A 25292-nucleotide genomic window follows, 5' to 3' on the forward strand; every position below is an offset into this window, starting at 1 on the left:
AAAGAGGCTTTTTTTGTTATAAGGGGAAGTGATATGGATAAAAATTCTGTAGGATTAGTAAAAACAAAGTATGTTACTTTTAAAGAAGATTTTTATTTTGAGAGTGGACGCATTCTCTCTCCTATCACCGTTGCATATGAAACCTACGGCAAACTGAATAAAGAAAAAAACAACGCCATACTCATTTGCCATGCCCTTACAGGCAGTGCCCATGCAGCAGGTTATAATTCTCCAGATGATCAGAAACCTGGTTGGTGGGACAGCATGATTGGTCCTAATAAGGCTTTTGATACCGAAAAATATTTTATAATATGCTCAAATTTTCTTGGGAGCTGTTATGGAACCACAGGTCCAGCTTCTGTTGACCCTAGTACCGGAAAGCCATATGGGCTGAAGTTTCCTGTTTTTACAGTAAAAGATATGGTAAAACTCCAAAAAAAACTTATAGATTATTTAGGTATTGAAAAACTACTATGTGTTGCCGGTGGCTCTATGGGTGGAATGCAGGCTCTCGAATGGGCAGTTACTTTTCCTGAAAAAACTAACTCCATCATACCAATTGCCACTGCAGGAAGAATCACTCCAATGGCCATAGCTTTTAACACTATTGGTAGATTTGCTATAATGAAAGATCCAAACTGGATGAATGGAGATTATTATGGAAAAGCTATTCCAAGAGATGGGCTTGCTATTGCTAGAATGGTCGGTCACATAACATATATGTCTGATAAATCATTTCATAAAAAATTTGGTAGGAGATATGCCACATTTGGTGGTATTTACGACTTTTTTGGTTACTTCGAGGTAGAAAACTATTTAAAATATAATGGTTACAAATTTACTGAACGCTTTGATGCTAATTGTTATCTCTATATTATTAAGGCAATGGATATTTTTGATCTCTCATACGGGTATGGTTCTTATGAAGAAGCTGTAGGAAGAATTTCTGCTGATACTCTTTTCATAACCTTTACATCTGATTTTCTATTTCCATCTTACCAAACAGAAGAAATAGTAAGCATTATGAAAAATCACGGCAAAAATCCTGAATGGGTGGATATAGAATCTGATTATGGTCATGACGCATTTCTTTTAGAGTTTGACACACAATCTGCCTATATTAAAGAATTTTTGAATAATGTTTATAATAAGGTTATAAGCTAATGATATTTGATAATGTAGCAAACAATTACTTTGTCAGCTCGGATCACAGAAAAGGGGAAGATTTAGATTTTTGCACCCATTACTTTAAAAATTATCATTTCAAAAATTCCTTAGATATAGCCACTGGAGCTGGACATTTTACAAAACCTTTTTCTGCATCAATGAAGATAGCAACCGATATAAGCTTCAATATGTTGAAAACTGCAAAAGAAAAAGTTTATTTATCACATTTAGTTCAGTGCGTTGCAAAATCTTTACCTTTCAAAGAAAAAAGTTTTGATATCGTAACATGTAGAATCGCACTACATCATTTTAAAAAACCTAAACTGTTTTTTGACGAAGTTTATAGGATTTTGATTGAAAAAGGATTTTTTGTATTGATAGACAGTATTGTCGATGAGGATGATTCCTATTTAAATGTAATTGAATATATTAGAGATAATTCACATCGTAGAAGTTTTACAATCTTAGAAATAATTGAATTTACTTTTAATAAATTCAGATTATTAACATTCCACACTATCTTCAAAAAACACAACTTTATTGAGTGGGCTACCAGATTAAATCAGGATTCTACAACAGTAGAAAAAATAGAAAAAGCTTTTTTAAATTTACCTGAAAAAATAAAAGAAGAGTTAAATTTAGAAATTCATAAAAATAAAGTTATGTCTTATACTGATAAAAAAGGGATTTTCATTTTTCAAAAGTTATGATTGAACTCATAAATGTTTCTTGTTCACTGAAACAAACAACTATTTTAAAAGATATTTCTTATTCATTCAATAAACATCGATTTTACTCCATTTTTGGAAAAAGTGGTAGTGGAAAAAGCACCTTATTGAAATGTATAGTAAACCTTCTCCCCTTTGATGGTAAAATAAAATTTCACAATAAAAATATTATTGACTACAATCCAGCAGACCTAAGAACATCAATTATTTATTTGCATCAAGAACCAGCACTGTTGGGACATACTGTAGAAGATGATATACACACCGTCTTTAATCTGAAAACAAATAGGAGAAAAATGTTTGATAGAAAGTTATATCTCAGTTATTTAGAAATCTTTGGCTATGATGAGCAATTTTTTAAGAAAAAAACTGATGAATTATCAGGAGGGCAAAAACAGATTGCAGCTATTTTAAGAAGTATTATTTTACAACCTGATTTCATACTTCTTGATGAACCAACATCAGCTCTTGACATTAATACTGAAAATCAACTAATTTCACTGCTAAAACAGATAAAAAATACAATAACTGTTATCACAGTATCTCACTCGGTAAATCTTATCAAACAATCAGATATCAAAATTCTTTTCAAAGATGGCAAATTATATAAAGCATTTAGTACAATTAATGAGACCAAAATAAAGCAGGTGTTAGGTGAAAAATATAATTGATATCTCATTCCAAGGAATACTAATTATTTATGGACTTGTTTTTCTAAACCTTATTCTTGTAGAACTTTTAAAATTTAATCTTTTAAAGAATTTTTTAGTAGCAATCGTAAGAATGTCTTTACAACTATTCCTAGCAGGACTCATTTTAAAATTTATTTTCAAGCTTAATACTCCAAGTCTAATTTTTTTAATCTTTTTCATAATGGCATTTTTTGCCAGTCATATTATTCTCAATAAAGCTAAAATACCTATTGTGAAGATTTTTCCATATATTTTCATATCCATAACAGTAGTAACATTACTCATCGGTTTTCTGTTTATCAGAATCGTTATAGGTTTAACACCTTGGTACGAAGCAAGATATTTCATTCCATTGATGGGCATGATTCTGGGCAATTCGATGAACGGTTGTGCCTTAGCCATAGAGAGATTTTATTCTAATGTAAATGAAAACAAAATGGTAGTGGAAACATATCTTTGTCACGGAGCTACCACTTTTGAAGCCACAAAAAGCTTCATAATTCAATCTTTAAAAGCTGCTACCCTACCATACATTACTTCTATGAGTGGGATAGGACTTGTGTTTTTACCGGGCATGATGACTGGTCAAATACTATCAGGAACAAATCCAATAATTGCCGTAAAGTATCAATTATCTATAATGATAATAATTTTTACCAGTGTAGTTTTTTCCTCTTTACTTGTTGTATACTTTAGTTATAAATTGTTTTTTGATAAATTTGGAAGAATTAGAGTATATGAATAATTTTTTAAAAAATATAAATTTCCCTATAATAGGCAGATGGTTTATCTTAGGTACTATAGTTGGGATCATTGCTGGACTTGGTGCAATTTTATTTTTTATTTTATTACAAGGGACATCATATTTTTTTATCGATTATTTGACGGGGTTAAGAATAGGTGAAACAGGTGGAGAGCCATCACTTTTTGGTCATGCGACCACCGAGTTCAAACGCTGGATGCTGTTTTTAATCCCAACAATTGGTGGATTAATCAGTGGTTTCTTAGTTTATAAATTCGCTCCTGAAGCTGAAGGGCATGGCACAGACGCTGCTATCGAAGCTATTCATTTTAAAAATGGATATATACGCTGGCAAGTCCCCATTGTAAAAACTATCGCCAGTGCCATAACTATTGGGACAGGTGGATCAGGTGGTAGAGAAGGACCTATTGCACAAATTGGAGCAGGATTTGCCTCTTTTCTTGGTAGAAAACTTAATATAACAGATAGAGAAAAAAGAATTTTAACTGCTGCCGGCATGGGAGCCGGAGTAGGTGCTATTTTTAGAAGTCCACTTGCAGGTGCTATTTTTGCAGCCGAAGTACTATATTCATCCAGTGATCTCGAAGCTGAGGTGTTATTACCATCCACAATTACATCTATCATTGCTTATTCCATTTTTTGCAGTATTTTTGGATGGGATTCGTTATTTTTAACACCTGATTTTAGATTTACAAACCCATTAGAATTATTCCCATATACAATTTTAGGATTTGCCTGTGCTCTTTTTGGTTATATCTATGTAAATATCTTTTATAAAACTCATCAAACCTTTAAAAATCTTAAAATCTCAAATTATATGAAACCCGTAATTGGCGGCTTCTTGACAGGAATAATAATTTTTTTAGTCCCTCAAGCATTGGGTGGCGGTTATTCCAATATTGAAAAAGCAATGCATGGAGAACTTACCATTGGATTTCTTTTCATTTTAATTTTTGCTAAAATTTTCTCCACTTCATTTACTATAGGAAGTGGAGGTAGTGCTGGTATTTTCGGACCTTCTATGGTTATCGGAGCCTCTGTGGGTGGTTTTATGGGGCTTGTCCTCGAAAAGATTTTTCCCGCTGTTGTTTCTAATCCTGGTGCTTATGCATTAGTGGGCATGGCAGGTTTTTTTGCTGGCATTGCAAATACTCCTCTTTCCACAATCATAATGGTTTCAGAGATGACTGGTAATTATCATCTTCTTGTCCCTGCCATGTGGGTATCCTCTTTATCTTTCCTAATTCTAAAAAATACAACTATTTATAAGTCTCAAGTAAGAGCAAGAAGTGATTCTCCCATCCATAAAGGAGAATTTTTTATTCAGATTTTGCAAGAAATTAAAGTAGGTGAAATTATGAGGAAAGATCCTCTTGTAATTAGAGCTGATATGCATTTTAAAGAAATTTTAGAATTTATCCCCACTACAAAACATAACAGTTTTCCAGTCATTACAGAAAATAACAAGCTAGTAGGAGTTTTAAGGTTTGAAGAAATTAGGGAATTCGTGTTTGAAGAAGGTCTAGAAGATATAGTAGTGGCGGGCGAAATTTGTGATACTGAAACTCCAATAATTACCCCTGATGTCACACTGGCAGATGCCATTGAAACCATCGGTTTTAAAAATATAGAGCTTCTCCCCGTTGTAAACAATAAAGATGAAAAAAAATTGGAAGGAATCATTACAAGACGTGATATTATAACCATTTATAACAAAGAAATGATGAAACAGAAAAAACTGGAAGAAACACTATTTTAATGAGTTGCAATTTTTCTTGTGACAATGTGTTATATCCTGTTACACATAACTAAACTTATCCACATCAAACAAACCTCTATCAGTCAGCTTAAGATGAGGAATAACTTCCAAAGCCATAAATGTAAGAGTAGAAATAGGATCGGTTAAATATCCATGACTAATTGATTTTGCTCTTTCTTTGATCAAAGACAATTTTTTAGCAAGTTCATAAGGATCTTGAGCAGATACAACTCCTCCCACTTTTAAAGGAACTGTATAAACAGTTTTTTCATCAAAAACAGCAAGCCCCCCACTATCTTCAATAATGGCATTTACAGCTTTTCGTATAGCATAATCTGAAGTACCAACAGCTATAATATTATGACAATCATGGGCTAAAGAAGAAGCAATTGCTCCCCTCTTTAACCCAAAACCAGTTATTCTTGCAGCTGATTGATAACCATAACCGTATCTTTCAAAAATTACTATTTTCAACAAATCCTTTTCCAAATCAAATTCAGGTCTATTTTTATCAACAAATAACTTGTCAGTAATTAAGCTTTTGTCATTTACTTTTATACAGATATGCTTAATTTTCTCATCAATATTAGGCACATTCATTATTTTATTAATTCTTAATGAATTAACCAAATGTTTAGGTATTTCACCCACTTCAAAAGTCTCTATAAACGGTTTACCATTAATTATACTAAATTCTACATTAAACTCTTTCTCACTGTTAAATAAAACCAAATTTGCAATATTTCCCTCTTTTACTTCTGCATATTTATCTAAACCATAATACGTTAGCCCATTGTATGAAGCAACTTTTAAGGCCAAAACAGGATTAATACCATTCTTAACCGCTTTTTTTAGATGATAATTTATATGCCCATTTTCCAGTATATCGTTCAATGTCTTATCATCCGTACAAAACATTATTTTTTCAGAAAAATCTTCTAAAGCCTTATAAGCACTTGCATGAGATTGCTCAGCAGAACCTTCCCTTAAAAAAATATACGCTCCCACTGAAATCTTTTCAGCAATCTCACTATACTCTTCATTTTCGTGGTCATCGTCAATACCAATGGCAAAATATGATTTTAACAAATCACTTCTTAGTTTTGGAGCATGACCATTAACTTTTTTATTCAGTTCCTTTGCCTTTTTAATTATGGTTAACACACTCTTATCTCGATTTAAAACAGCGGGGATATTCATAAGCTCACCGAGAGCAACAACTTTATTATTACTCAATAGATCCAATATATCGTTTGTATCTAACCTGCCCCCTGATGTTGCAAAATCAGTGGCCGGTACACATGATGGAACAGCATAAAAAATATTACATACTGATAGATTGCCATTGTTTATAAAAAATTCTAGCCCTTTTTTACCTGCAACATTTGAGATCTCATGGCAATCAGCAACAACATATAATGTACCAAAACCTGTTATAATATTACCAAACAGAGATGGTATAAGATAAGAACTTTCAATATGACAGTGACAATCTATAAGCCCTGGAGAAAGTACACCATTTTTACAATCAATTGTTTGTGCCCCAGATATGTTATCTGTAGAAATCTTCGCAATCACACCACCTTTTATTCCAACATTTACTTTCTCAAATTTTAATTTGCCAAAATTAGGTATTTTAGCATTTTTTAAAACAAAATCCATTTAACCTGTCCCCAAATAAATAAATCTTGCAATAAATATTATAGCAAGAATCCACACCGGCCATGACACTTCTTTTCCTCTACCAGCTAATAATTTTGTTAAAGGATAGAATATGAAACCCAGCGCAATTCCTGTAGCAATACTGTATGAAAATGGCATTGAAACCATAACAATAAAAGCTGGTAATGCCTCAGTAAAATCATCCCAATCTATCTTTGCAACAGTTTTCAGCATTAATACTCCTACTATAATTAAGGCTGGTGCAGTAGCAAAAGGAGGGATTGACTCTGCAAGAGGAGCTATAAACATTGAAAGCAAAAACAGAACTCCAGTAGTAACAGCTGTGAGCCCGGTTTTCCCACCTTCGGCAATACCTGAAGCACTCTCTATATATGTGGTAACCGTTGATGTCCCTAACAAACTGCCAGCAACCGTACCTATAGCATCGATAGATAATGCTTTATTTACCCTAGGAAATTCTCCATTCTCCTTTATAAAACCACCCTGTTTAGCAACCCCTACTAATGTACCAGTTGTATCAAAAAGATCCACAAATAAGAAGGCAAAAACTATTCCAAAAAAACCGATGTTCAACGCATCTTTTATATCAAGCTTAAACAAAACAGGAGAAATATCAGGCGGCATCCCAACAATACCTTTAAACTTTGCAAATCCCAAAATAATCCCTAAAATCCATATAAATATAATACCAATCAAAATAGCACCACGCACTCTTCTTGCTATAAGTGCCCCTATTATTATTACACCTATAATGGTGAGTAATGGAGAGTGTTCTGTAATATTACCTAAAGAAACAAGCGTAGCAGGGTTATCTACAACTATACCAGCCTCTTTCATTCCTATTAATGCAATAAATAATCCTATACCACCTGCTGTAGCTACCTTTAAATTATCAGGAATTGAATAAACTATAATTTGCCTTACTTTTAAAAAGGTTAAAAGTAGAAAAATAATACCTGATAAAAACACTGCACCAAGAGCTGTTTGCCAGGCATACCCCATTTGCATAACTACTGTAAAAGTAAAATAAGCATTTAATCCCATCCCAGGAGCTAAGGCAAAAGGATAATTAACCAACAATCCCATCAAAATAGTAGATAAACCCGCTGCAAGAACTGTAGCCATCATTACAGCACCAAAATCCATACCAGTTTTAGAAAGGATAGCAGGATTTACAAAAATGATATAAGCCATCGTCATAAATGTGGTAATACCAGCTATAACCTCAGTTTTTACATCGGTATTATTTTCTTTAAGCTTAAATAGCTTATCCAACATATTGACCTCTCAGAAATTTATTAAGATTCGTATAATAATAATGCAAGGATGTATGTCAATACTTTGTTACCCCTGGAGTCACCCTATTTTTTTGGTTACTAATATAATTAATACATAAATTTCAAGAAGTTATACTTTATTATTTGCTTGAAATAGTTTTTCACACAAAAACATAAACACTCTTTATGATATATTTACACTAACTGTCTAATAAAAATATTTTTTAAAATTTTGTTTAAACAGTTATATTAAGTAGACAAAACGCAATTAAAATATTAAACTTAAATAAAAGGATGCGAGAAAACATATTCAGATTAACTTAAAAATTAATAATTGGACAACATTACAAATAAATGCAATCTATTAATAACATACAAACAGTAAAGGAGTTAAATTAAATTAGCGCAGTTTTATACAAAACTAAATAAGCAATAGTATATAAAGGGGTAAAATATGAAAGATGAAAAAAATCTCAGAAAAAGATGGATTACTGATTGGTGGCCACAAAGATTGAACTTAAAAATCCTTAAACAAAACTGTCCAAACTGGCATCCTTATGGACAAAATCACAATTACATCAAAGAAATTCAAAATCTTAATGTTGATACATTGATAAAAGACTTAAAAGAACTGATGAAAAAAAATCAGGACTGGTGGCCTGCTGATTTTGGACATTATGGTCCACTTTTTGTCCGACTTGCATGGCATAGTGCAGGAAGTTATAGAATTCATGATGGAAGAGGTGGGGCAAGAAACGGAAGTCTACGCTTTCCACCAAGAATAAACTGGCCTGACAACATAGGACTCGACAAAGCAATAAAACTATTATGGCCAATAAAAAAGAAGTACGGAAAAAAAATTTCATGGGCAGACCTTATTATTCTTGCTGGCACAGTAGCATTAGAAGATATGGGTATGGAAATTATGGGATTTTCTCTAGGTAGAGAAGACATATACGAACCTGATGAAAGCACTGACTGGGGACCTGAAGAAAAAATGCTTACAGGTAAAGAACGTTTTAAAGATAATGAGCTTAAAAAACCTTATGCTGCAACAGAAATGGGACTAATTTATGTAAATCCTGCTGGTCCAGAGGGGAATCCGGATCCAGTTGAATCTGCAAAAGAAATCAGGCTTGCCTTTGCAAGAATGGGAATGAATGATGAAGAAACAGTTGCATTAATAGCTGGAGGTCATGCATTTGGAAAATGCCACGGAGCTGGTCCTAATAAATTTCTAGGCACTGATCCTAGTTCTTCAACACCTGAGCATCAAGGACTCGGTTGGAAATATAATTATAAACATGGAAAAGGCTCTGACACTTACATTTCAGGATTTGAAGTTACATGGTCTTCAACTCCTACAAAATTTGGGATACAATATCTACAATTTCTTTTCAGATATGAATGGGAGCTGGAAAAAAGCCCTGACGGTAAACCCCAATGGGTTGCAAAAGATGCTCCTGAAATTATACCCGATGCTCACAATTCTAGCAAAATGCACAAACCAAAGATGTTAACAGCTGATCTTGCCTTAAGATATGATCCAATATATTCAAAAATTGCAAAAACTTTTCTTGAAAAACCAAAAGAATTTGAAAAAACCTTTGCTAAGGCATGGTTCAAACTTACCCATAGGGATATGGGACCTAAAAAATGTTATTTTGGTCCATATGTTCCAAAAAATGAATTTATATGGCAAGATCCTATGCCTAAGTGGAATTATGACCCAATTGATCATAACGATATAAATATACTAAAAGAAAAAATACTTTCAACTGAGCTTACCGTTTCACAGCTTGTTTATACCGCTTGGTCTTCTGCCTCAACCTATCGAGATTCTGACAGGAGAGGAGGAGCTAATGGAGCAAAAATAAGACTTTATCCCATGAATAATTGGAAAGTAAATCATCCAGATGATTTAAAGCAAATAGTTGTACTTTATGAAAAAATTCAGCAGGAATTCAATAACGAGCAAAAATCTAAAGGAAGCAATAAGAGAGTTTCTATTGCAGATCTTATCATTATTGGAGGATGTGCAGCAATAGAAAAAGCAGCTCAGAAGGCAGGATTTAATGTGGAAGTTCCAGTAACTCCGGGAAGAATAGATACAACACAAGAGCAAATAGAAGTAGACTTTTACAAAGAAATAGAACCCTTTGCCGATGGCTTTAGAAACTATTTCAAATATAGTAATAGATTTGATGAAAACGACATTTACACTACACCAGAATACTTTCTGGTGGACAAAGCTAACCTACTTACTCTTACAATACCGGAAATGGTTGTACTTATTGGTGGTTTGAGAGTATTAGGAGCTGTTTATAATTATTCTAACTATGGTGTACTTACAAATACACCTGGTGTGCTTACCAATGATTTTTTTGTAAATCTTCTTGATATGAAAATAGAGTGGAAACAAGTTGATGAAAACCGCTATTTGTTTGAAGGTTATGACAGAAAAAGTGGTAATTTAAAGTTCAAAGCGACAAGAGTCGACCTTATAATTGGTCATCATGATGAATTGAGAGCTGTAGCCGAAGTTTACGCCAGTGACGATGCTAAGGAAAAATTTATTTACGATTTTATAAAAGCGTGGAATAAAATTGTAAATTTAGACAGATTTGACTTAAGATTCGAAGGACTCGATAACTAATTGGGGCAACTCATGAATTGCCCCAATATCAATACAAAAACCAGGTAGATAAAAGATGATAAAGTTCACGAAATATCTCTTTTATCTCTCCTAATCTCTTAATAAAATTGAGGTGTTTCTTGGAAAGTCCATTACCGTAATACTACTATTTTTGCAAAAAAAATATCAAAATATTAGTTGTTTTTCAACAGCAATTATTTACCTCTAATCTTTCTTATAAATATATAGAACATCTTGGAAACCAGGAAAAGAATATGGGAGGTGTTTCTTCATCAATAAATATTTATTATTTTCTTTGAAAAAAATCTTATTACCAGATACTTTAAAATTTTTATCTGCAATAATAACAAGATAATTTTTTTCTTTCACCACATCAAAACAATTCATAAGAAAATCATCTTCAGGAGGCGGCCAACTTATAAATGCCACATCAGGATTCTCATCTTTTATTGTTTTAATAGCATCCTGTTTATGAACTTTTATAGGTTTTTCCGTTTCAGTCAATTTTTCCCATGAAAAATCATCAACCACCTTATCAATCTTCAATCCCATTCTATTTAAATAATAGCTCACCCAACCATTCCCTGCCGCTAATTCATAAACACTTTTTTTCTTAAACTGTGCTAATATTCTTTTTATAAAAACGATATTCTCCCAACATAAAGGAAAATATGTATATCTAACGTATTCTTGCCTTATTAAAACACTTACCTGTGGTGGACATCGTTTAACCCAACTAAATATTTTATCCAAAAAGCTCGATGTTAATAAGTTACATTTAAAAAATGTACAATAAAACAAGTTTTCTAATTGTTTATAAAAAAAATAATTATCGCTATCCAGAAAAAAGCTAACGTGTTTTAAAATATTTTTATGAAAATATCTATTAAATTTCAGCAAACTCATCATTTCTATGTTATAATATTATTTAGATTTTGTTATTCTTGTCAATAAGGAGGTTTGCCATGCAAAAGCTAATCAGAGTAGAACCAGAAAAGTGTATAGGTTGCAAAACATGTGAACTGGCATGTTCATTTAAACACACAGGTGAATTTTCGCCAGCAAAATCAAGAATTATTAATGAAGTTTATCTTGAAGAAGGAGTATTTATCACAGCAACATGTATGCAGTGTGACGACCCATGGTGTCTTAAAGCTTGCCCAAAAAGCGCTATAGTAAAAGATGCTTTAACTGGAGTTGTAACAGTAATTGATGATAGATGCGTAGGATGTAGAACATGTGTCAGTGCTTGTCCATTTGGAATGATAAAATATGCTCCATGGAAAAATAAAGTTGATAAGTGCAACCTCTGCGGTGACGATTATCCTGAATGTGTAGCTTTTTGTCCAACAGGTTGCCTCACCTATTCCGAAGAAGACACTCCTACTAGAAGTAAAATAAAAAAATTTCTAAACGTATTAAAAGAAGGAAACTTGGAGGTGTAATATGTTTGGTGGATGGACTGGTAAAATATTGAGAGTAAATTTAACAGATAAAACATATAAGATCGAAAACTTGAATTATGATTGGGCTAAAAAATTTATAGGAGGGCGAGGACTTGCTGTAAAATACTTCACCGAAGAAGTGTCTCCAGATGTGGAACCTCTATCTCCTGACAATAAGCTTATTATGGCGACAGGTCCCCTTACAGGCACATATGGTGCCGCAAACGGTAGATATATGGTAATTACCAAAGCACCTTTAACAGGAACTATTGCTTCATCCAACTCAGGCGGTTACTTTCCATCTGAAATGAAATATGCAGGATTTGACATGATAATATTTGAAGGTAAAGCTGATAAGCCTGTTTACGTTACAATTTATAACCAAAACATTGAAATTAGAGATGCTTCACATTTATGGGGAAAAACCACAGATGAAGTAGAAGACATCATTAAAGAAGAATTTCATGGTGATGCAAAAATTGCTTCCATAGGCCCTGCAGGAGAAAAACTCGTAAAATTTGCGTGTGTTATGAATGACAAACATAGAGCCGCAGGCAGAAGTGGAGTTGGAGCTGTAATGGGAAGCAAGAACCTAAAAGCAATAGCTATAAGAGGTACAGGTGGTGTAAAAATTGCCAAAAGAGATGAATTTAGAAATGCAGCTTTTAATGCTTACAAACTAATGAAAGAAGCTCCTGTTACTTCTCAAGGGCTTCCATTGTATGGTACCGCAGTGCTTGTCAATGTAATTAATGAAAACGGATTATTGCCAACCAATAACTTCCAATTTGATACTTTTGAAGGAGCTCAGAATATCTCAGGAGAAAAACTAGCCCAAACTTATTTAAAAAGAAACAAGGCCTGTATGGGCTGTATTATAGGCTGCGGTAGAGTCACTCAGTTAGTAGGAGAAGTGGTTAAAGAAGGTCCAGAATATGAAACTATCTGGGCATTGGGGGCTGATTGTGGTATCAACGACCTTAAAGCAGTAACGAAAGCAAATTATATCTGTAACGAATACGGCATGGATCCTATAACAGCAGGAGCCACCCTTGCATGTGCTATGGAAATGTACGAAAAGGGGCTTATCCCCGATACTGATGTTGATATGCCTTTGCGCTTTGGAGACCCCGAAGTTCTTGTTACTATGATAGAAAAGATGGCTAAGAGAGAAGGTTTTGGCGATAAATTAGCTGAAGGTTCTTATAAGTTATCTGAGATGTATGGAGATACTTACTATTCTATGTCTGTAAAAAAACTCGAGTTCCCTGCCTATGACGGAAGAGTGGCTCAAGGTATGGCAATAAACTATGCTACAAATAACAGAGGAGCTTGCCATGTAAGAGGATATCTCATATCTCCGGAAATATTAGGTATCCCCGAAAAACTAGATCCAACATCCACTGATGGAAAAGCCGAATGGTGTAAAGCTTTTCAAGATGTAACATCCTTAGTGGATTCCAGTGGTATCTGCCTTTTCACAACCTTTGCAATCACAGCAACTCAAGTGACGGATTTCCTCAATGCAGCAATCGGATTTAACTATCCCGAAGAATACTATGTTAAGTGCGGAGAAAGAGTATGGAATCTTGAAAGACTTTTTAACTTAAAAGCAGGAATCGATCCAAAGCAGGATACACTACCAAAGAGAATTCTTGAAGAACCTGTATCTGACGGCCCTCATAAAGGTAGTGTAGCAAAACTTTCCGAAATGTTACCAAAATATTATGAAGCTCGTGGTTGGTCAAATAATGGTATTCCAACCGAAGAAAAATTAAAAGAATTGGATTTGGCATAGGGTACTCCCTATGCCCCTTTTAAAATTTATTGGTTTACTTCAAAAAAAATATGGTGAAAAAATTTTTCTTAATTATGAGGGTAAGTTAAGCCTCATTTTGCAACGTATTATGGAAAAAGAAGATATGGAAAACGAATATCTTCAAATTCTAGTTAATGGGAAATACACAAAAGATTTAAGTTTGCACATTAATCAAAACGATATTATTACACTATATATTATTGGTGGTACAGGATATCCCGGAGGATGAAATGAAAAAATACGATATTGTAGTCTTAGGTAACAGCGCAGCAGGCTTAAGTTTCATTAATACAATAAGAAAATATAATAAATCCCTATCTGTACTTTTGATAGACAGAGAAGAATATGCTGCTTACTCACGAGTACTTACCCCCTATTATATTTCAGGGAAAACGGATAGAAATGGAATATTCATTGTTGATAAAGAATATTATTCAAAAATTAACGTAGACACAATTCTTGGAGAAGCAGTTATAAATGTAGATTTTGAAAAAAGAGTTGTTACTACTGATAAAAGGAACGAAATCACTTACAACTATCTTTTTATCGGTTTGGGAGCAGAAGCTAAAAGAACGGGCTTTGAATCTGATAAAATCCTAAACCTCAGACACTTGGACGATGCTGATAAGCTCCACTATTTTTTTAACAATGCAAAATCGGTGGCAGGTTTCGGTGCAGGCCTTGTTACAATACCTTTACTTTCACACATGAAAAACGAAATAGATAAACATTTAATAATTTCTTCAGATAGGGTATTTTCACGAGTTATAGATAGTGAAGCCTCTCAATTTGTAGAAGAAGCCATGTTAAAAGCAGGGGTAAAAATCTATAAAAAGGATGACATAGTTTCTACAAACGAGAAAAATGACAAAATAACCATTACTCTTAAATCAGGAACATCCATTGATGTGGATTTTGCTATCATCGGTAAAGGTGTCTCACAAAATATTAAACTCTTCGAAAAAACACCTCTTGAAATCGGATGGGGAATTAAAGTGGATAAATATTGCAGAACAAATATAGAAAATGTTTATGCTGGAGGAGATATTGCACAAGATTTTGATTTCATTACAAAAGAAGATACCACTCAAGGCAACTGGATTACCGCGGTAGAACACGGAGGAATAGCAGCAAAACATATATTAAGTTTAAACGAAGCATATGAAGGTAGCCTAAAAAACAACACTACTGAGGTATTTGGTATTGAGGTAGCAGTAGTAGGTTATTTTAAAGAAGATGTAAAAACCGTTACATATTACAATAAACAGGGAAATATTTTTAGAAAAATATTCCTAGACGATGACAATACTATAATTGGCTGTACAATGATAAATGAGACTAATGATGCCGGTATCTATTATGGGCTTGTAAAAAGAAGAGTAAAATTTAACGAATATTACAAACCAAACAAATTTTATAATTTTTCAAAAATTCATTATGCCACAACCTACATTGAATGACAAATGGCTACTTTCAAGATCTCAGTATAACATAACTAAGCACTTTATTAATATAATTGAATACAAATTAAATTTTCTTATACAGAGAATATGTCCAATATTGAAAAAACATAAAACGAATTTTTTTAATCTTATATTTGAATTAAAAAAATAATAATATTTATTGTAAACAAGTTGCAAACAAAAAAGCCGGGCTTTAGCCCGGCTTTTTAACACACATTTAAACAGACAAATTACATCATATCCATTCCACCACCCATTCCTGGAGCCGCAGCTGGAGCCTCTTTCTTCTCAGGAATTTCTGTAATAAGCGCTTCTGTTGTCAACATCAAGCTTGCTACTGAAGCAGCATTTTGAAGAGCACTTCTTGTAACTTTAGTTGGGTCAATTACACCAGCTTTTATCATATCTGTATATTCTTCTGTAGCTGCATTAAAACCAAAATTAACATCTTTTTCCTCTTTGATTCTATTTACAACTACACTACCTTCAAAACCAGCATTCTCAGCAATTTGTCTAAGAGGATATTCAAGAGCTTTTCTGATTATTTCAACACCAATCTTTTCATCCCCTTCAAGTTTCAATTCTTCAAGAGCTGTAAGTGCCCTAATAAGAGCCACACCACCACCAGGAACAATACCTTCTTCTACAGCAGCTTTAGTAGCATTTAATGCATCTTCTACTCTTGCTTTCTTTTCTTTCATCTCAGTTTCTGTTGCAGCACCAACTTTAATAACTGCAACACCACCCACTAACTTAGCAAGTCTTTCTTGAAGTTTTTCCCTATCATAATCGCTTGTTGTTTCTTCAATCTGTTTTTTGATTTGATTTACTCTAGCTTGGATATCTTCTGGTTTACCAGCACCTTCAACAATAGTTGTATTTTCTTTATCTACAACAATCTTTTTAGCTCTACCAAGATCACTAAGTTTTACATTTTCAAGTTTCAAACCTAGATCTTCGCTAATCACCTGACCACCAGTTAAAATTGCAATATCTTTCAACATTTCTTTTCTTCTATCACCAAATCCAGGAGCTTTTACTGCACAGCAGTTAAGTGTTCCTCTCAATTTATTTACTACCAATGTTGCTAAAGCCTCACCTTCAACATCTTCAGCAATTATTAAGAATGGAGCATTTTGTTTTGCTAATTGCTCTAAAATTGGTAGTAAATCTTTCATGTTAGAAATTTTCTTTTCGTGAATTAAAATATATGCATTTTCAAGTACTGCTTCCATATTATCAGGATCAGTAACAAAATATGGAGACAAGTATCCTCTATCAAACTGCATACCTTCAACTACTTCAAGTACTGTTTCTGTAGTTTTATTTTCTTCAATTGTGATAACTCCATCTTTTCCAACTTTTTCCATAGCATCAGCTATTATGTTACCAATTTCTTCATCATTGTTTGCAGAAATTGTACCAACTTGAGCAATTTCTTTTTTATCTTGAATAGTCTTAGAAATTTCTTGAAGCTTTTTTACAACAGCATCAACTGCTTTATCAATACCTCTTTTAATTTCCATTGGATTAGCACCAGCAACAACGTTCTTCATACCTTCTTTATAAATTGCTTGTGCTAAAACAGTAGCTGTAGTAGTACCATCACCAGCAACATCACTTGTCTTAGAAGCTACTTCTTTCACCATTTGAGCACCAAGATTTTCTAGCGGATCTTTAAGATCTATTTCCTTTGCAACGGTTACACCATCTTTTGTTACAAGAGGAGAACCAAACTTTTTCTCAATAACAACATTTCTACCTTTAGGTCCAAGTGTTACTTTTACAGCATCTGCTAATTTATCAACACCTCTTAAAATAGCCTGTCTTGCTTCTTCACCAAATGTAATTGATTTTGCCATATCATCACCTCCTTGTATTCTTTAAATTAATTATTTCTCAATAATACCAAGAATATCATCTTCTCTCATGATAAGATATTCTTCACCATCGATTTTAATGTCAGTCCCAGCATATTTACTGAAAAGAATTCTGTCGCCAGGTTTAACTGTAAGCTCAATCTTTGTTCCATTTTCTAAAACTTTCCCTGGCCCTACTGCAATAACCTCTCCCTCTTGTGATTTTTCTCTTGCAGTATCTGGAATAATTATACCTGATTCAGTTTTTTCTTCTACTTCAATCCTTTTAACAAGAACTCTGTCCTGAAGTGGTTTGATGTTTGCCATGGTTACCTCCTCTATTTTTATTATTAGCAACCAACCTTGTCGAGTGCTAGCAGAGTAATATATATAAACTACAACAAAAAAATCAAGAGTTTTTTTATAAAAAACACTTTTTTTATGAAATCTTGTCAAAATCTACAAATAGAAATTAAATAACAACAAAAGCAAAAAGCACTTTATCTTCGAAATTATAATACTACAAAAACATATTTATAAACAGATATATACCAAAACGTTATTTCTATTATAACTAAACTTTATACAGTAAAATTAAACTTAGTATTGATATAATCTAAAATTTATTTTATACATTAATTATTGAAAAACAATTAAATTAAGTGAGGTAGAAATAATGGGAAAAACGTTACTGAAAAAAGTTTGGGAAATCCACAAAGTAGCAGAACTTTCTGGTGGTAGAGATCAGTTATTTATAGGTCTCCATTTAATACATGAAGTTACAAGTCCCCAGGCATTCTCTATGTTACGTGAATTAGGTCTAAAAGTTTTATTTCCTGAAAGAACATTTGCCACATGCGACCATATTATACCAACAGATGACACTTCTAGACCTTTCAAAGACCCCCTCGCTGAAGAAATGATGCAAGCCATCGAAAAAAATACAAAAGAATTTGGTATAAAATTTTTCTCACCAGAAACAGGCAAACAAGGAATCGTTCATATTGTAGGTCCAGAATTAGGATTAACACAGCCAGGAATGACGATAGCATGTGGAGATTCTCATACTGCTACGCACGGAGCCTTTGGTGCAATTGCATTCGGTATTGGAACATCACAAGTAAGAGACGTTCTTGCTACACAAACATTAGCTATGACACCATTGAAAGTAAGACGTATCGAAGTAAACGGAATGCTCAAGCCAGGCGTTTATGCTAAGGATATTATATTATATCTCATAAAAAAACTAGGGGTAAAAGGTGGTATAGGTTTTGCCTATGAATTTGCAGGAGAAGCCATAGAATCACTTTCAATGGAAGGAAGAATGACCGTTTGTAATATGGCTATCGAAGGTGGAGCAAGAGTTGGATATATAAATCCTGATGAAATTACATACAACTATTTAAAAGGAAAAGAATACGCCCCAAAAAATAGTGAATGGGAAAAAAGAAAAAGCTATTGGGAAAACATCAAATCAGACCCAGATGCAGATTATGATGACGTAAAACAGTTTGAAGCAAATGATATTGAACCAATGGTAACATGGGGCATCAGCCCAGAACAATGTATATCAATTTTAGAAAAAATCCCTGAACCTAAAAATGATGGAGAAAAAGAAGCTTTAGAATATATGAAGTTTAAACCTGGAATGCCTATTAAAAATGTCAAAATTGATGTAGCTTTTATAGGTAGTTGCACAAACGGTAGGATAGAAGATTTGAGGGAAGTAGCTAAGTATATAAAAGGTAAAAAAGTTGCAAAACATGTTAAGGCATTTATTGTCCCTGGGTCTATGGGGGTAAAACTTCAAGCAGAAAAAGAGGGTTTACATGAAATATTTCTAGATGCTGGTTTTGAATGGAGAAACCCTGGCTGCTCAATGTGCCTTGCGATGAATCCTGACAAACTTATAGGAGACCAAATTTCTGCATCTAGTTCAAACAGAAATTTCAAAGGAAGACAGGGCTCATCAACAGGGAGAACATTGTTAATGAGCCCTGTTATGGTAGCCGCAGCAGCAATAACTGGCTATATATCTGATGCAAGAGAAGTTTTTAACATTAAATAAGTGGATATGAAAATGAAATCAAAAAATGCTTATTACTTGTCTTACGTTTTCATTTCCACTTACACACATTAGCAAAATAATTCAGGAGGAATTTTATGAACATGAGTTCAATAAAGAAAATAAGTGGACGAATTGTACCAATACTAGGAGACGATATAGACACAGACAGAATTATTCCAGCAAGATATCTCAAATGCGTGACATTTGACGGACTCGGAAAATTTGTATTTTATGATGAAAGGTTTGACAACAAAGGCAAACACCTAAATCACCCCATTGATAATCCAAAATACAAAGGTGCAAATATTATTCTAACCGGAAACAATTTTGGTTGCGGATCATCAAGAGAGCACGCCCCACAAGCAATAAAAAGAGCTGGATTTGATGCTATCATTGCAGAAAGTTTTGCCGAAATATTTCTAGGAAATGCAACTACTTTAGGAATCGTGTGTATAACTTTGCCTAAAAAAAGAATACTAGAAATAAAATTTATTGTAGAAACTGACCCTAGCTCAGAATGCCTCATTGATTTGGAAAAAAAATTATTAAGTATTAAAGGCAAAAATTACAATTTTGAAATAAAAGAAACAAATAGACAAGCATTTTTAAACGGCACCTATGATAGTCTTTTTGAGTTATTACAAAACAAAAACAAAATAATCAAATTAGAAAAATCACTACATTACAGATTTATATAAACAGCTGGTCTTAAATCCAGCTGTTTATATGAAATTCATAAGCCTTCACTAACGTATCAAAACACTTTTTTAGTAATGAGTAACTTTACTAGTTGACTCTATATCTTTCCTTTTCCATTTTACAAAAAAAATTTACGGAGTCATCCCACCCTTTTTTTGTAAAGCCTTGTTTAAAATTGTTTATGAAAAAAATTTTTCCTTGAAAAACTGCTCCCCTCTAATATATAACATTTCAAACTGTATTATAGGGGGTATTATGTCTTTTTATATCTTGGAAATTGGTACAGAAGAAATTCCAGCATCATTTATAAATCCAGCAGCCGATTATTTGAAAAATAAAACAGCTGAAGAATTGGGAAAAAACAGAATAAAATTTGACAGTATTATCTCTGGAGGAACACCAAGAAGACTTTATCTTTTCATAAACGGCATTGAAGATAAACAGATGGATTTACAAGAACAAATAGTCGGCCCACCCGCAAATATTGCATATGATGAAAACGGTAATCTCACTAAAGCAGGGTTAGGCTTCGCAAAATCAAAAGGCCTTGATATAAACTCACTAAAAAAAATATCAACAGAAAAAGGTGAATATCTGGCAGGTATTAAACATGTGGAGGGAAAAGAAACCACAAAAATATTACCAGATTTAATCGTTAAAATAATAAAAACTATCCCGTTTCCTAAGAGTATGAAATGGGGTACTAAGAGATTCAGATTTGCAAGACCTGTACATTGGTTTTTATCCGTTTTCAATGGTAAAGTCTTACCGTTTGAAATAGACGGAATCAAAGCTTCAAATCATACATACGGTCATAGATTCATGGGAAATGAAAAAATAGCCATTTCAAGTTTTAACGATTATAAAACAAAATTACTCAATGCTTTTGTCATAATAGATTTTGAGGATAGAAAAAAAATTATAAACAACACCCTCAAAACTTTAGGTAATGTAATTGTTGACGTAGAACTTCTTAATACTGTAACTAACTTGGTAGAGTATCCCTATCCAGTTATGGGACACTTTCCTGAAAATTTTTTACAACTACCCAAAGAAGTACTTATAACTTCAATGAAAAATCATCAAAAGTATTTTTATGTCGTGGACGAAAACGGCAAAATAACAAATAAGTTTGTAGGCATCTCAAATACTAAGCCAAAAGACGATTCTTTGATTAGGACAGGTTACGAAAGAGTGTTAAAAGCAAGATTAAATGATGCCATGTTTTTCTTTGAAAATGATAAAAAGATCCCTTTGACTGAAAGAGTTGAACAATTGAAAAGCGTAATTTATCAAGAAAAACTTGGAACATCTTATGAAAAAATGCAAAGATTCAGAAAAATTGCAAATTATCTTGCCAAAAAATTAAACCCATCAGTAATAGATACAACAGATAGAACTGCATACCTATGCAAAGGGGATTTGATGACTGAAATGGTATACGAATTCCCAGAATTACAGGGAATAATGGGCAGAGAATATGCTCTTATTCAAGGTGAAAATGAAATAGTAGCCAAAGCAATTTTTGAACATTATTTACCTCGATTTGCTGGGGATGATCTCCCAAAAACTGATGAAGGTTCTTTTGTATCAATTGCTGACAAAATCGACACCATTGTTGGTTGTTTTATAATCGGTCTTACCCCTTCAGGTAATAACGATCCATATGCTTTAAGAAGAAGTGCTATCGGCATTATAAATATAATTTTAAACAAAAATTACAAATTAGATATAAATGAACTAATCACTGTTACAATGGAAAATTATGTAGGAAAACTTAACTTTAACCAAAGTGATATCTTAAATCTTGTGAAAGAATTTATCTTTACTAGAAGCAAGCAGATAGCACATTCACAATACGGTATTAGAAGTGATATCTTTGATGCAGCTGCAAATAATTTTTCTGATATTGTTGTTATGTTCAAAGCTGCTAAAGCATTAAATGAAGTTAGAGAAAAAGATGATTTTATAATTCTATCTACAAGCTTTAAAAGAATTTCTAACATATTGAAAAAAAACAACTGGAAATCAAAAAATTATAACCCCAACCTTTTCAAAGAAGAAGCAGAAAAACAATTGCATTCTTTAATGATTCAAAAAGAAAAAGAAATTGATGATTGTATTAGTAGTGAAAATTTTTCCAAAGCAATAAATGCACTTTTGGAATTCAGAGAACCTGTGAATAATTTTTTTGATAATGTTCTAGTTATAGCTAAAGATGAAAATATTAGAAATAATAGACTTGCCCTACTCGCATCATTAAAGCACATCTTTAACAAAGTGGGAGATTTAAGTTACATAAATTAAAATTAATATAATGGGGGTAAAAGGGATGAAAAAATACGTTTACTTTTTTGGTAATGGTAAGGCTGAAGGCACTGGAGATATGAAAAATCTTTTAGGGGGGAAAGGCGCTGGACTTGCAGAAATGACAAATTTAGGAATACCCGTTCCTCCAGGTTTTACTATTACAACTGAAGCATGTATTGAGTATTATAAAAATAATAAGCTCTACCCAGAAGGTATGTGGGAACAAGCATTAGAGGCTCTCAAAAGACTAGAAGAAGCTGTCGGTAAGAAGTTTGGAGATTCATCAAATCCTCTTCTTGTCTCTGTAAGATCAGGAGCTAGAGTTTCTATGCCTGGAATGATGGATACAATCTTAAACCTTGGACTAAACGACGAAACTGTAAAAGGGCTCGCTAAAATATCAAACAATGAAAGATTTGCTTATGATTCCTATAGACGATTCATCCAAATGTTTTGCGATGTTGTTCTTGGTATTGAACACAACAAATTTGAAAGAGTTCTCGACGAAGTAAAAGAAAATTATGGCGCTAAATACGATACAGACCTTAACGCAGAAAATTTGAAAGAAGTCGTAGAACGTTATAAAAAGCTTGTGGAAGAAGAACTTGGTAAGAGTTTTCCTCAGGACACGATGGAACAGCTAAGACTTGCTATCAATGCAGTGTTTGAATCATGGAACAACCAAAGAGCAATCACCTATAGAAAAATCAATAAGATTCCAGACGATTGGGGTACTGCAGTAAATATTGTTGCAATGGTTTTTGGTAATATGGGTAACGATTCAGGAACAGGAGTTGCTTTTACAAGAAATCCATCAACAGGCAAAAAAGAATTCTTCGGTGAATTTTTAATAAATGCTCAAGGTGAAGATGTTGTTGCAGGTATTAGAACACCCGAACCCATCGCAAAACTAAAAGAACTGATGCCAGAAGTTTTTAAACAGTTAGAGGAAGTATATCAAAAACTTGAAAAACATTATAAAGATATGCAAGATATAGAATTCACAGTAGAAAAAGGAAAGCTTTATCTTTTACAAACAAGAAGTGGTAAAAGAACCGCTCGTGCTGCAGTAAAAATTGCTTATGATATGTATAAAGAAGGGCTCATTGATAAAAAAACTGCTGTATTGAGAGTTCAACCAGAACAGGTCGATCAACTTCTTCACCCAATGATTGATCCTAATGAGAAATACGAAATTTTAGCGAAAGGTCTGCCGGCTTCTCCAGGAGCTGCAGTTGGTAAAGTGGTTTTTACTGCTGAAGATGCAGAACAATGGGCTGAAAAAGGTGAAAAAGTAATTTTAGTTAGAAATGAAACATCTCCCGAAGATATTGGTGGAATGAACGCAGCAGAAGGTATTCTTACTGCTACAGGAGGCATGACAAGTCATGCTGCTGTAGTTGCTAGAGGTATGGGAAAAACTTGTGTCGCAGGCTGTGGGGCAATTAGAATAGATGAGAAAAGCAAGCAATTTGAAGTCAATGGCAAAATCATCAAAGAAGGTGATTTTATTACTATAAACGGTTCCACAGGGGAAGTGATACTTGGTCAAGTAAAACTTATTATGCCAGAACTATCCGGTGAATTTGCAGAAATATTAAAATGGGCAGATGAATTTAGAAAACTAGGAGTAAGAACAAATGCGGACACTCCAAAAGATTCAGAAATTGCAAGGAACTTTGGAGCTGAAGGTATTGGGTTGTGTAGAACAGAGCACATGTTTTTCGAAGGTAATAGAATAGATGCTGTAAGAGAAATGATTTTAAGTGATACAAAAGAAGACAGAATAAAAGCCTTAGAAAAAATAAAACCATATCAAAAAGAAGATTTTATCGGTATTTTTAAAGCTATGGATGGTCTTCCTGTAACAATCAGATTGCTCGATCCACCACTTCATGAATTCTTACCTCACACAGAAGAAGATATAGAAAAAATATCTAAAGCTTCTGGAATATCAGCAGAAGCCTTGAGAAAAAAAGTTGAAGAACTAAAAGAGTTCAATCCTATGCTAGGACACAGAGGTTGTAGATTGGGACTTACCTATCCAGAAGTCTATGAAATGCAGGTTTATGCAATTATGGAAGCAGCATGCGAATGCACAAAAGAAGGAATAAAAGTAAAACCAGAGATTATGATTCCTTTGGTTGGTCATTATAAAGAACTCGCAATATTAAAAGATATGGTAGATAGTATAGCAAAAGAAGTTATGGAACAGTATAATGTAAATGTAGAATATTTAGTAGGTACAATGATTGAATTACCAAGAGCAGCTCTAACTGCTGATGAAATAGCTCAATATGCACAATTCTTTTCTTTTGGAACCAATGACCTTACCCAAACAACACTTGGTCTTTCAAGAGATGACTCAGGAAAATTTTTACCATTTTATGTGGAAAAAGGTATATATAAAGAAGACCCCTTTGTTTCAATTGATCAAAACGGTGTAGGGCAACTTGTAGAAATAGGCGTAAAAAAAGGTAGAAATACAAGACCTGATTTAAAAACAGGTATTTGTGGAGAACATGGTGGTGATCCAGAATCAATTTATTTTTGTCATAAAATTGGGCTCAACTATGTGAGTTGTTCACCATATAGGGTTCCTGTTGCTAGGCTTGCCGCAGCACATGCTGCCCTATTGGAAAAATAATAAATAGCAACTTATGAAGAGGTAGCTGTAAAGCTTCCTCTTCATATTATTTTATACCCGATAATATTGTTTTCTTTATAACGCCATTGAATTTTATGTTTTATTCTTAAATCATTTTTTTAGTATCAAAGATTTCTTCAATCTCCTTCTCAGATAATATTCTTTTTTCTTTCACAACATCTTTAATTTTCATCTTATTTTTAAAAGCATAATAAGCAATTTCAGCAGCTTTGTCATATCCAATTCTTAATGCCAAT

General features: G+C 33.3%; 20 protein-coding genes. 14 read left to right on the forward strand and 6 right to left on the reverse strand.

Annotated elements, in window-relative coordinates:
• Window positions 1-33 precede the first annotated feature (33 nt).
• From metX to OWK30_RS09970, 5 genes are read left to right on the forward strand one after another with little or no spacing between them, the layout of a single operon-like run.
• Complete coding sequence (gene metX / locus OWK30_RS09950; protein ID WP_423326072.1) at window positions 34-1164, forward strand: homoserine O-acetyltransferase MetX; 1131 nt, start codon at window positions 34-36, stop codon at window positions 1162-1164.
• The gene (locus OWK30_RS09955; RefSeq protein WP_423326074.1) at window positions 1164-1877 is read left to right on the forward strand and encodes a class I SAM-dependent methyltransferase; all 714 of its coding nucleotides are present in this window, start codon (window positions 1164-1166) and stop codon (window positions 1875-1877) included. Before metX ends, OWK30_RS09955 begins: the two co-directional genes overlap by 1 nt.
• Window positions 1874-2566: an ABC transporter ATP-binding protein gene (locus OWK30_RS09960; RefSeq protein WP_423326076.1), complete on the forward strand. Its 693-nt coding sequence runs from the start codon at window positions 1874-1876 to the stop codon at window positions 2564-2566. Before OWK30_RS09955 ends, OWK30_RS09960 begins: the two co-directional genes overlap by 4 nt.
• Entirely contained in the window at window positions 2550-3332 is a 783-nt protein-coding gene (locus OWK30_RS09965; RefSeq protein WP_423326078.1) for an ABC transporter permease, read from the forward strand. The genes OWK30_RS09960 and OWK30_RS09965 overlap by 17 nt, the downstream gene beginning before the upstream one ends.
• A complete protein-coding gene (locus OWK30_RS09970) occupies window positions 3325-5109 on the forward strand; it encodes a chloride channel protein (RefSeq protein WP_423326080.1) in 1785 nt (594 codons plus the stop codon). The genes OWK30_RS09965 and OWK30_RS09970 overlap by 8 nt, the downstream gene beginning before the upstream one ends.
• A 39-nt stretch (window positions 5110-5148) precedes the next feature.
• Here the strand turns inward: OWK30_RS09970 and ade are convergent, their stop codons facing one another.
• Window positions 5149-6771, reverse strand: coding sequence for an adenine deaminase (gene ade, locus OWK30_RS09975; RefSeq protein WP_423326082.1), 1623 nt, complete (start codon window positions 6769-6771; stop codon window positions 5149-5151).
• On the reverse strand, window positions 6772-8070 hold the full coding sequence (locus OWK30_RS09980; RefSeq protein ID WP_423326084.1) for an NCS2 family permease: 1299 nt from the start codon (window positions 8068-8070) through the stop codon (window positions 6772-6774). It lies immediately after the preceding gene.
• Window positions 8071-8523: 453 nt separating this feature from the next.
• Here OWK30_RS09980 and katG point away from each other — a divergent pair, with 453 nt between their 5' ends.
• The gene (gene katG, locus OWK30_RS09985) at window positions 8524-10725 is read left to right on the forward strand and encodes a catalase/peroxidase HPI (protein ID WP_423326086.1); all 2202 of its coding nucleotides are present in this window, start codon (window positions 8524-8526) and stop codon (window positions 10723-10725) included.
• Between the two features lie 204 nt (window positions 10726-10929).
• Here katG and OWK30_RS09990 read toward each other — a convergent pair whose 3' ends face one another.
• Window positions 10930-11478, reverse strand: a complete 549-nt coding sequence (locus OWK30_RS09990; RefSeq protein WP_423326088.1) for a hypothetical protein — start codon at window positions 11476-11478, stop codon at window positions 10930-10932.
• A 212-nt stretch (window positions 11479-11690) separates the two neighbouring features.
• Between OWK30_RS09990 and OWK30_RS09995 the strand changes: the two genes are divergently transcribed.
• Genes OWK30_RS09995 through OWK30_RS10010 form a run of 4 tightly spaced genes read left to right on the forward strand, consistent with a single transcriptional unit; the run spans window position 11691 to window position 15449 of the window.
• Window positions 11691-12170 (forward strand): 4Fe-4S dicluster domain-containing protein, encoded by a 480-nt coding sequence (locus OWK30_RS09995; RefSeq protein ID WP_423326090.1) that lies wholly within the window; start codon window positions 11691-11693, stop codon window positions 12168-12170.
• 1 nt (window position 12171) lies between these two features.
• Complete coding sequence (locus tag OWK30_RS10000; protein WP_423326092.1) at window positions 12172-13968, forward strand: aldehyde ferredoxin oxidoreductase family protein; 1797 nt, start codon at window positions 12172-12174, stop codon at window positions 13966-13968.
• A 10-nt stretch (window positions 13969-13978) separates the two neighbouring features.
• Window positions 13979-14218 carry a hypothetical protein gene (locus OWK30_RS10005; protein ID WP_149266093.1) on the forward strand — a complete coding sequence of 80 codons (240 nt, stop codon included), beginning with the start codon at window positions 13979-13981 and terminating at the stop codon, window positions 14216-14218.
• A 1-nt stretch (window position 14219) separates the two neighbouring features.
• Window positions 14220-15449 (forward strand): NAD(P)/FAD-dependent oxidoreductase, encoded by a 1230-nt coding sequence (locus tag OWK30_RS10010; protein ID WP_423326094.1) that lies wholly within the window; start codon window positions 14220-14222, stop codon window positions 15447-15449.
• Window positions 15450-15682: 233 nt separating this feature from the next.
• Here the strand turns inward: OWK30_RS10010 and groL are convergent, their stop codons facing one another.
• Together groL and groES are read right to left on the reverse strand one after the other, a co-directional pair.
• The gene (gene groL / locus OWK30_RS10015; protein ID WP_423326096.1) at window positions 15683-17314 is read right to left on the reverse strand and encodes a chaperonin GroEL; all 1632 of its coding nucleotides are present in this window, start codon (window positions 17312-17314) and stop codon (window positions 15683-15685) included.
• Between the two features lie 30 nt (window positions 17315-17344).
• Window positions 17345-17638 carry a co-chaperone GroES gene (gene groES, locus OWK30_RS10020; protein WP_149266096.1) on the reverse strand — a complete coding sequence of 98 codons (294 nt, stop codon included), beginning with the start codon at window positions 17636-17638 and terminating at the stop codon, window positions 17345-17347.
• Between the two features lie 349 nt (window positions 17639-17987).
• On the opposite strand from groES, the gene leuC reads away from it, so the two are divergent.
• The 4 genes from leuC to ppdK all read left to right on the forward strand — a co-directional run bounded on the left by leuC (window position 17988) and on the right by ppdK (window position 25035).
• Window positions 17988-19379 carry a 3-isopropylmalate dehydratase large subunit gene (leuC, locus tag OWK30_RS10025; protein ID WP_423326098.1) on the forward strand — a complete coding sequence of 464 codons (1392 nt, stop codon included), beginning with the start codon at window positions 17988-17990 and terminating at the stop codon, window positions 19377-19379.
• A 95-nt stretch (window positions 19380-19474) separates the two neighbouring features.
• Window positions 19475-20077, forward strand: a complete 603-nt coding sequence (gene leuD, locus OWK30_RS10030) for a 3-isopropylmalate dehydratase small subunit (RefSeq protein ID WP_423326100.1) — start codon at window positions 19475-19477, stop codon at window positions 20075-20077.
• A 256-nt stretch (window positions 20078-20333) separates the two neighbouring features.
• Window positions 20334-22385, forward strand: coding sequence for a glycine--tRNA ligase subunit beta (gene glyS, locus OWK30_RS10035; RefSeq protein WP_423326102.1), 2052 nt, complete (start codon window positions 20334-20336; stop codon window positions 22383-22385).
• A gap of 25 nt (window positions 22386-22410) precedes the next feature.
• Window positions 22411-25035: a pyruvate, phosphate dikinase gene (gene ppdK, locus OWK30_RS10040; protein ID WP_423326104.1), complete on the forward strand. Its 2625-nt coding sequence runs from the start codon at window positions 22411-22413 to the stop codon at window positions 25033-25035.
• Window positions 25036-25141: 106 nt separating this feature from the next.
• Here the strand turns inward: ppdK and OWK30_RS10045 are convergent, their stop codons facing one another.
• A complete protein-coding gene (locus OWK30_RS10045) occupies window positions 25142-25291 on the reverse strand; it encodes a hypothetical protein (protein WP_423326108.1) in 150 nt (49 codons plus the stop codon).
• Window position 25292 lies beyond the last annotated feature (1 nt).

The organism is Deferribacter abyssi (assembly GCF_049472655.1).
In the GTDB taxonomy this organism is placed as follows: domain Bacteria; phylum Chrysiogenota; class Deferribacteres; order Deferribacterales; family Deferribacteraceae; genus Deferribacter; species Deferribacter abyssi.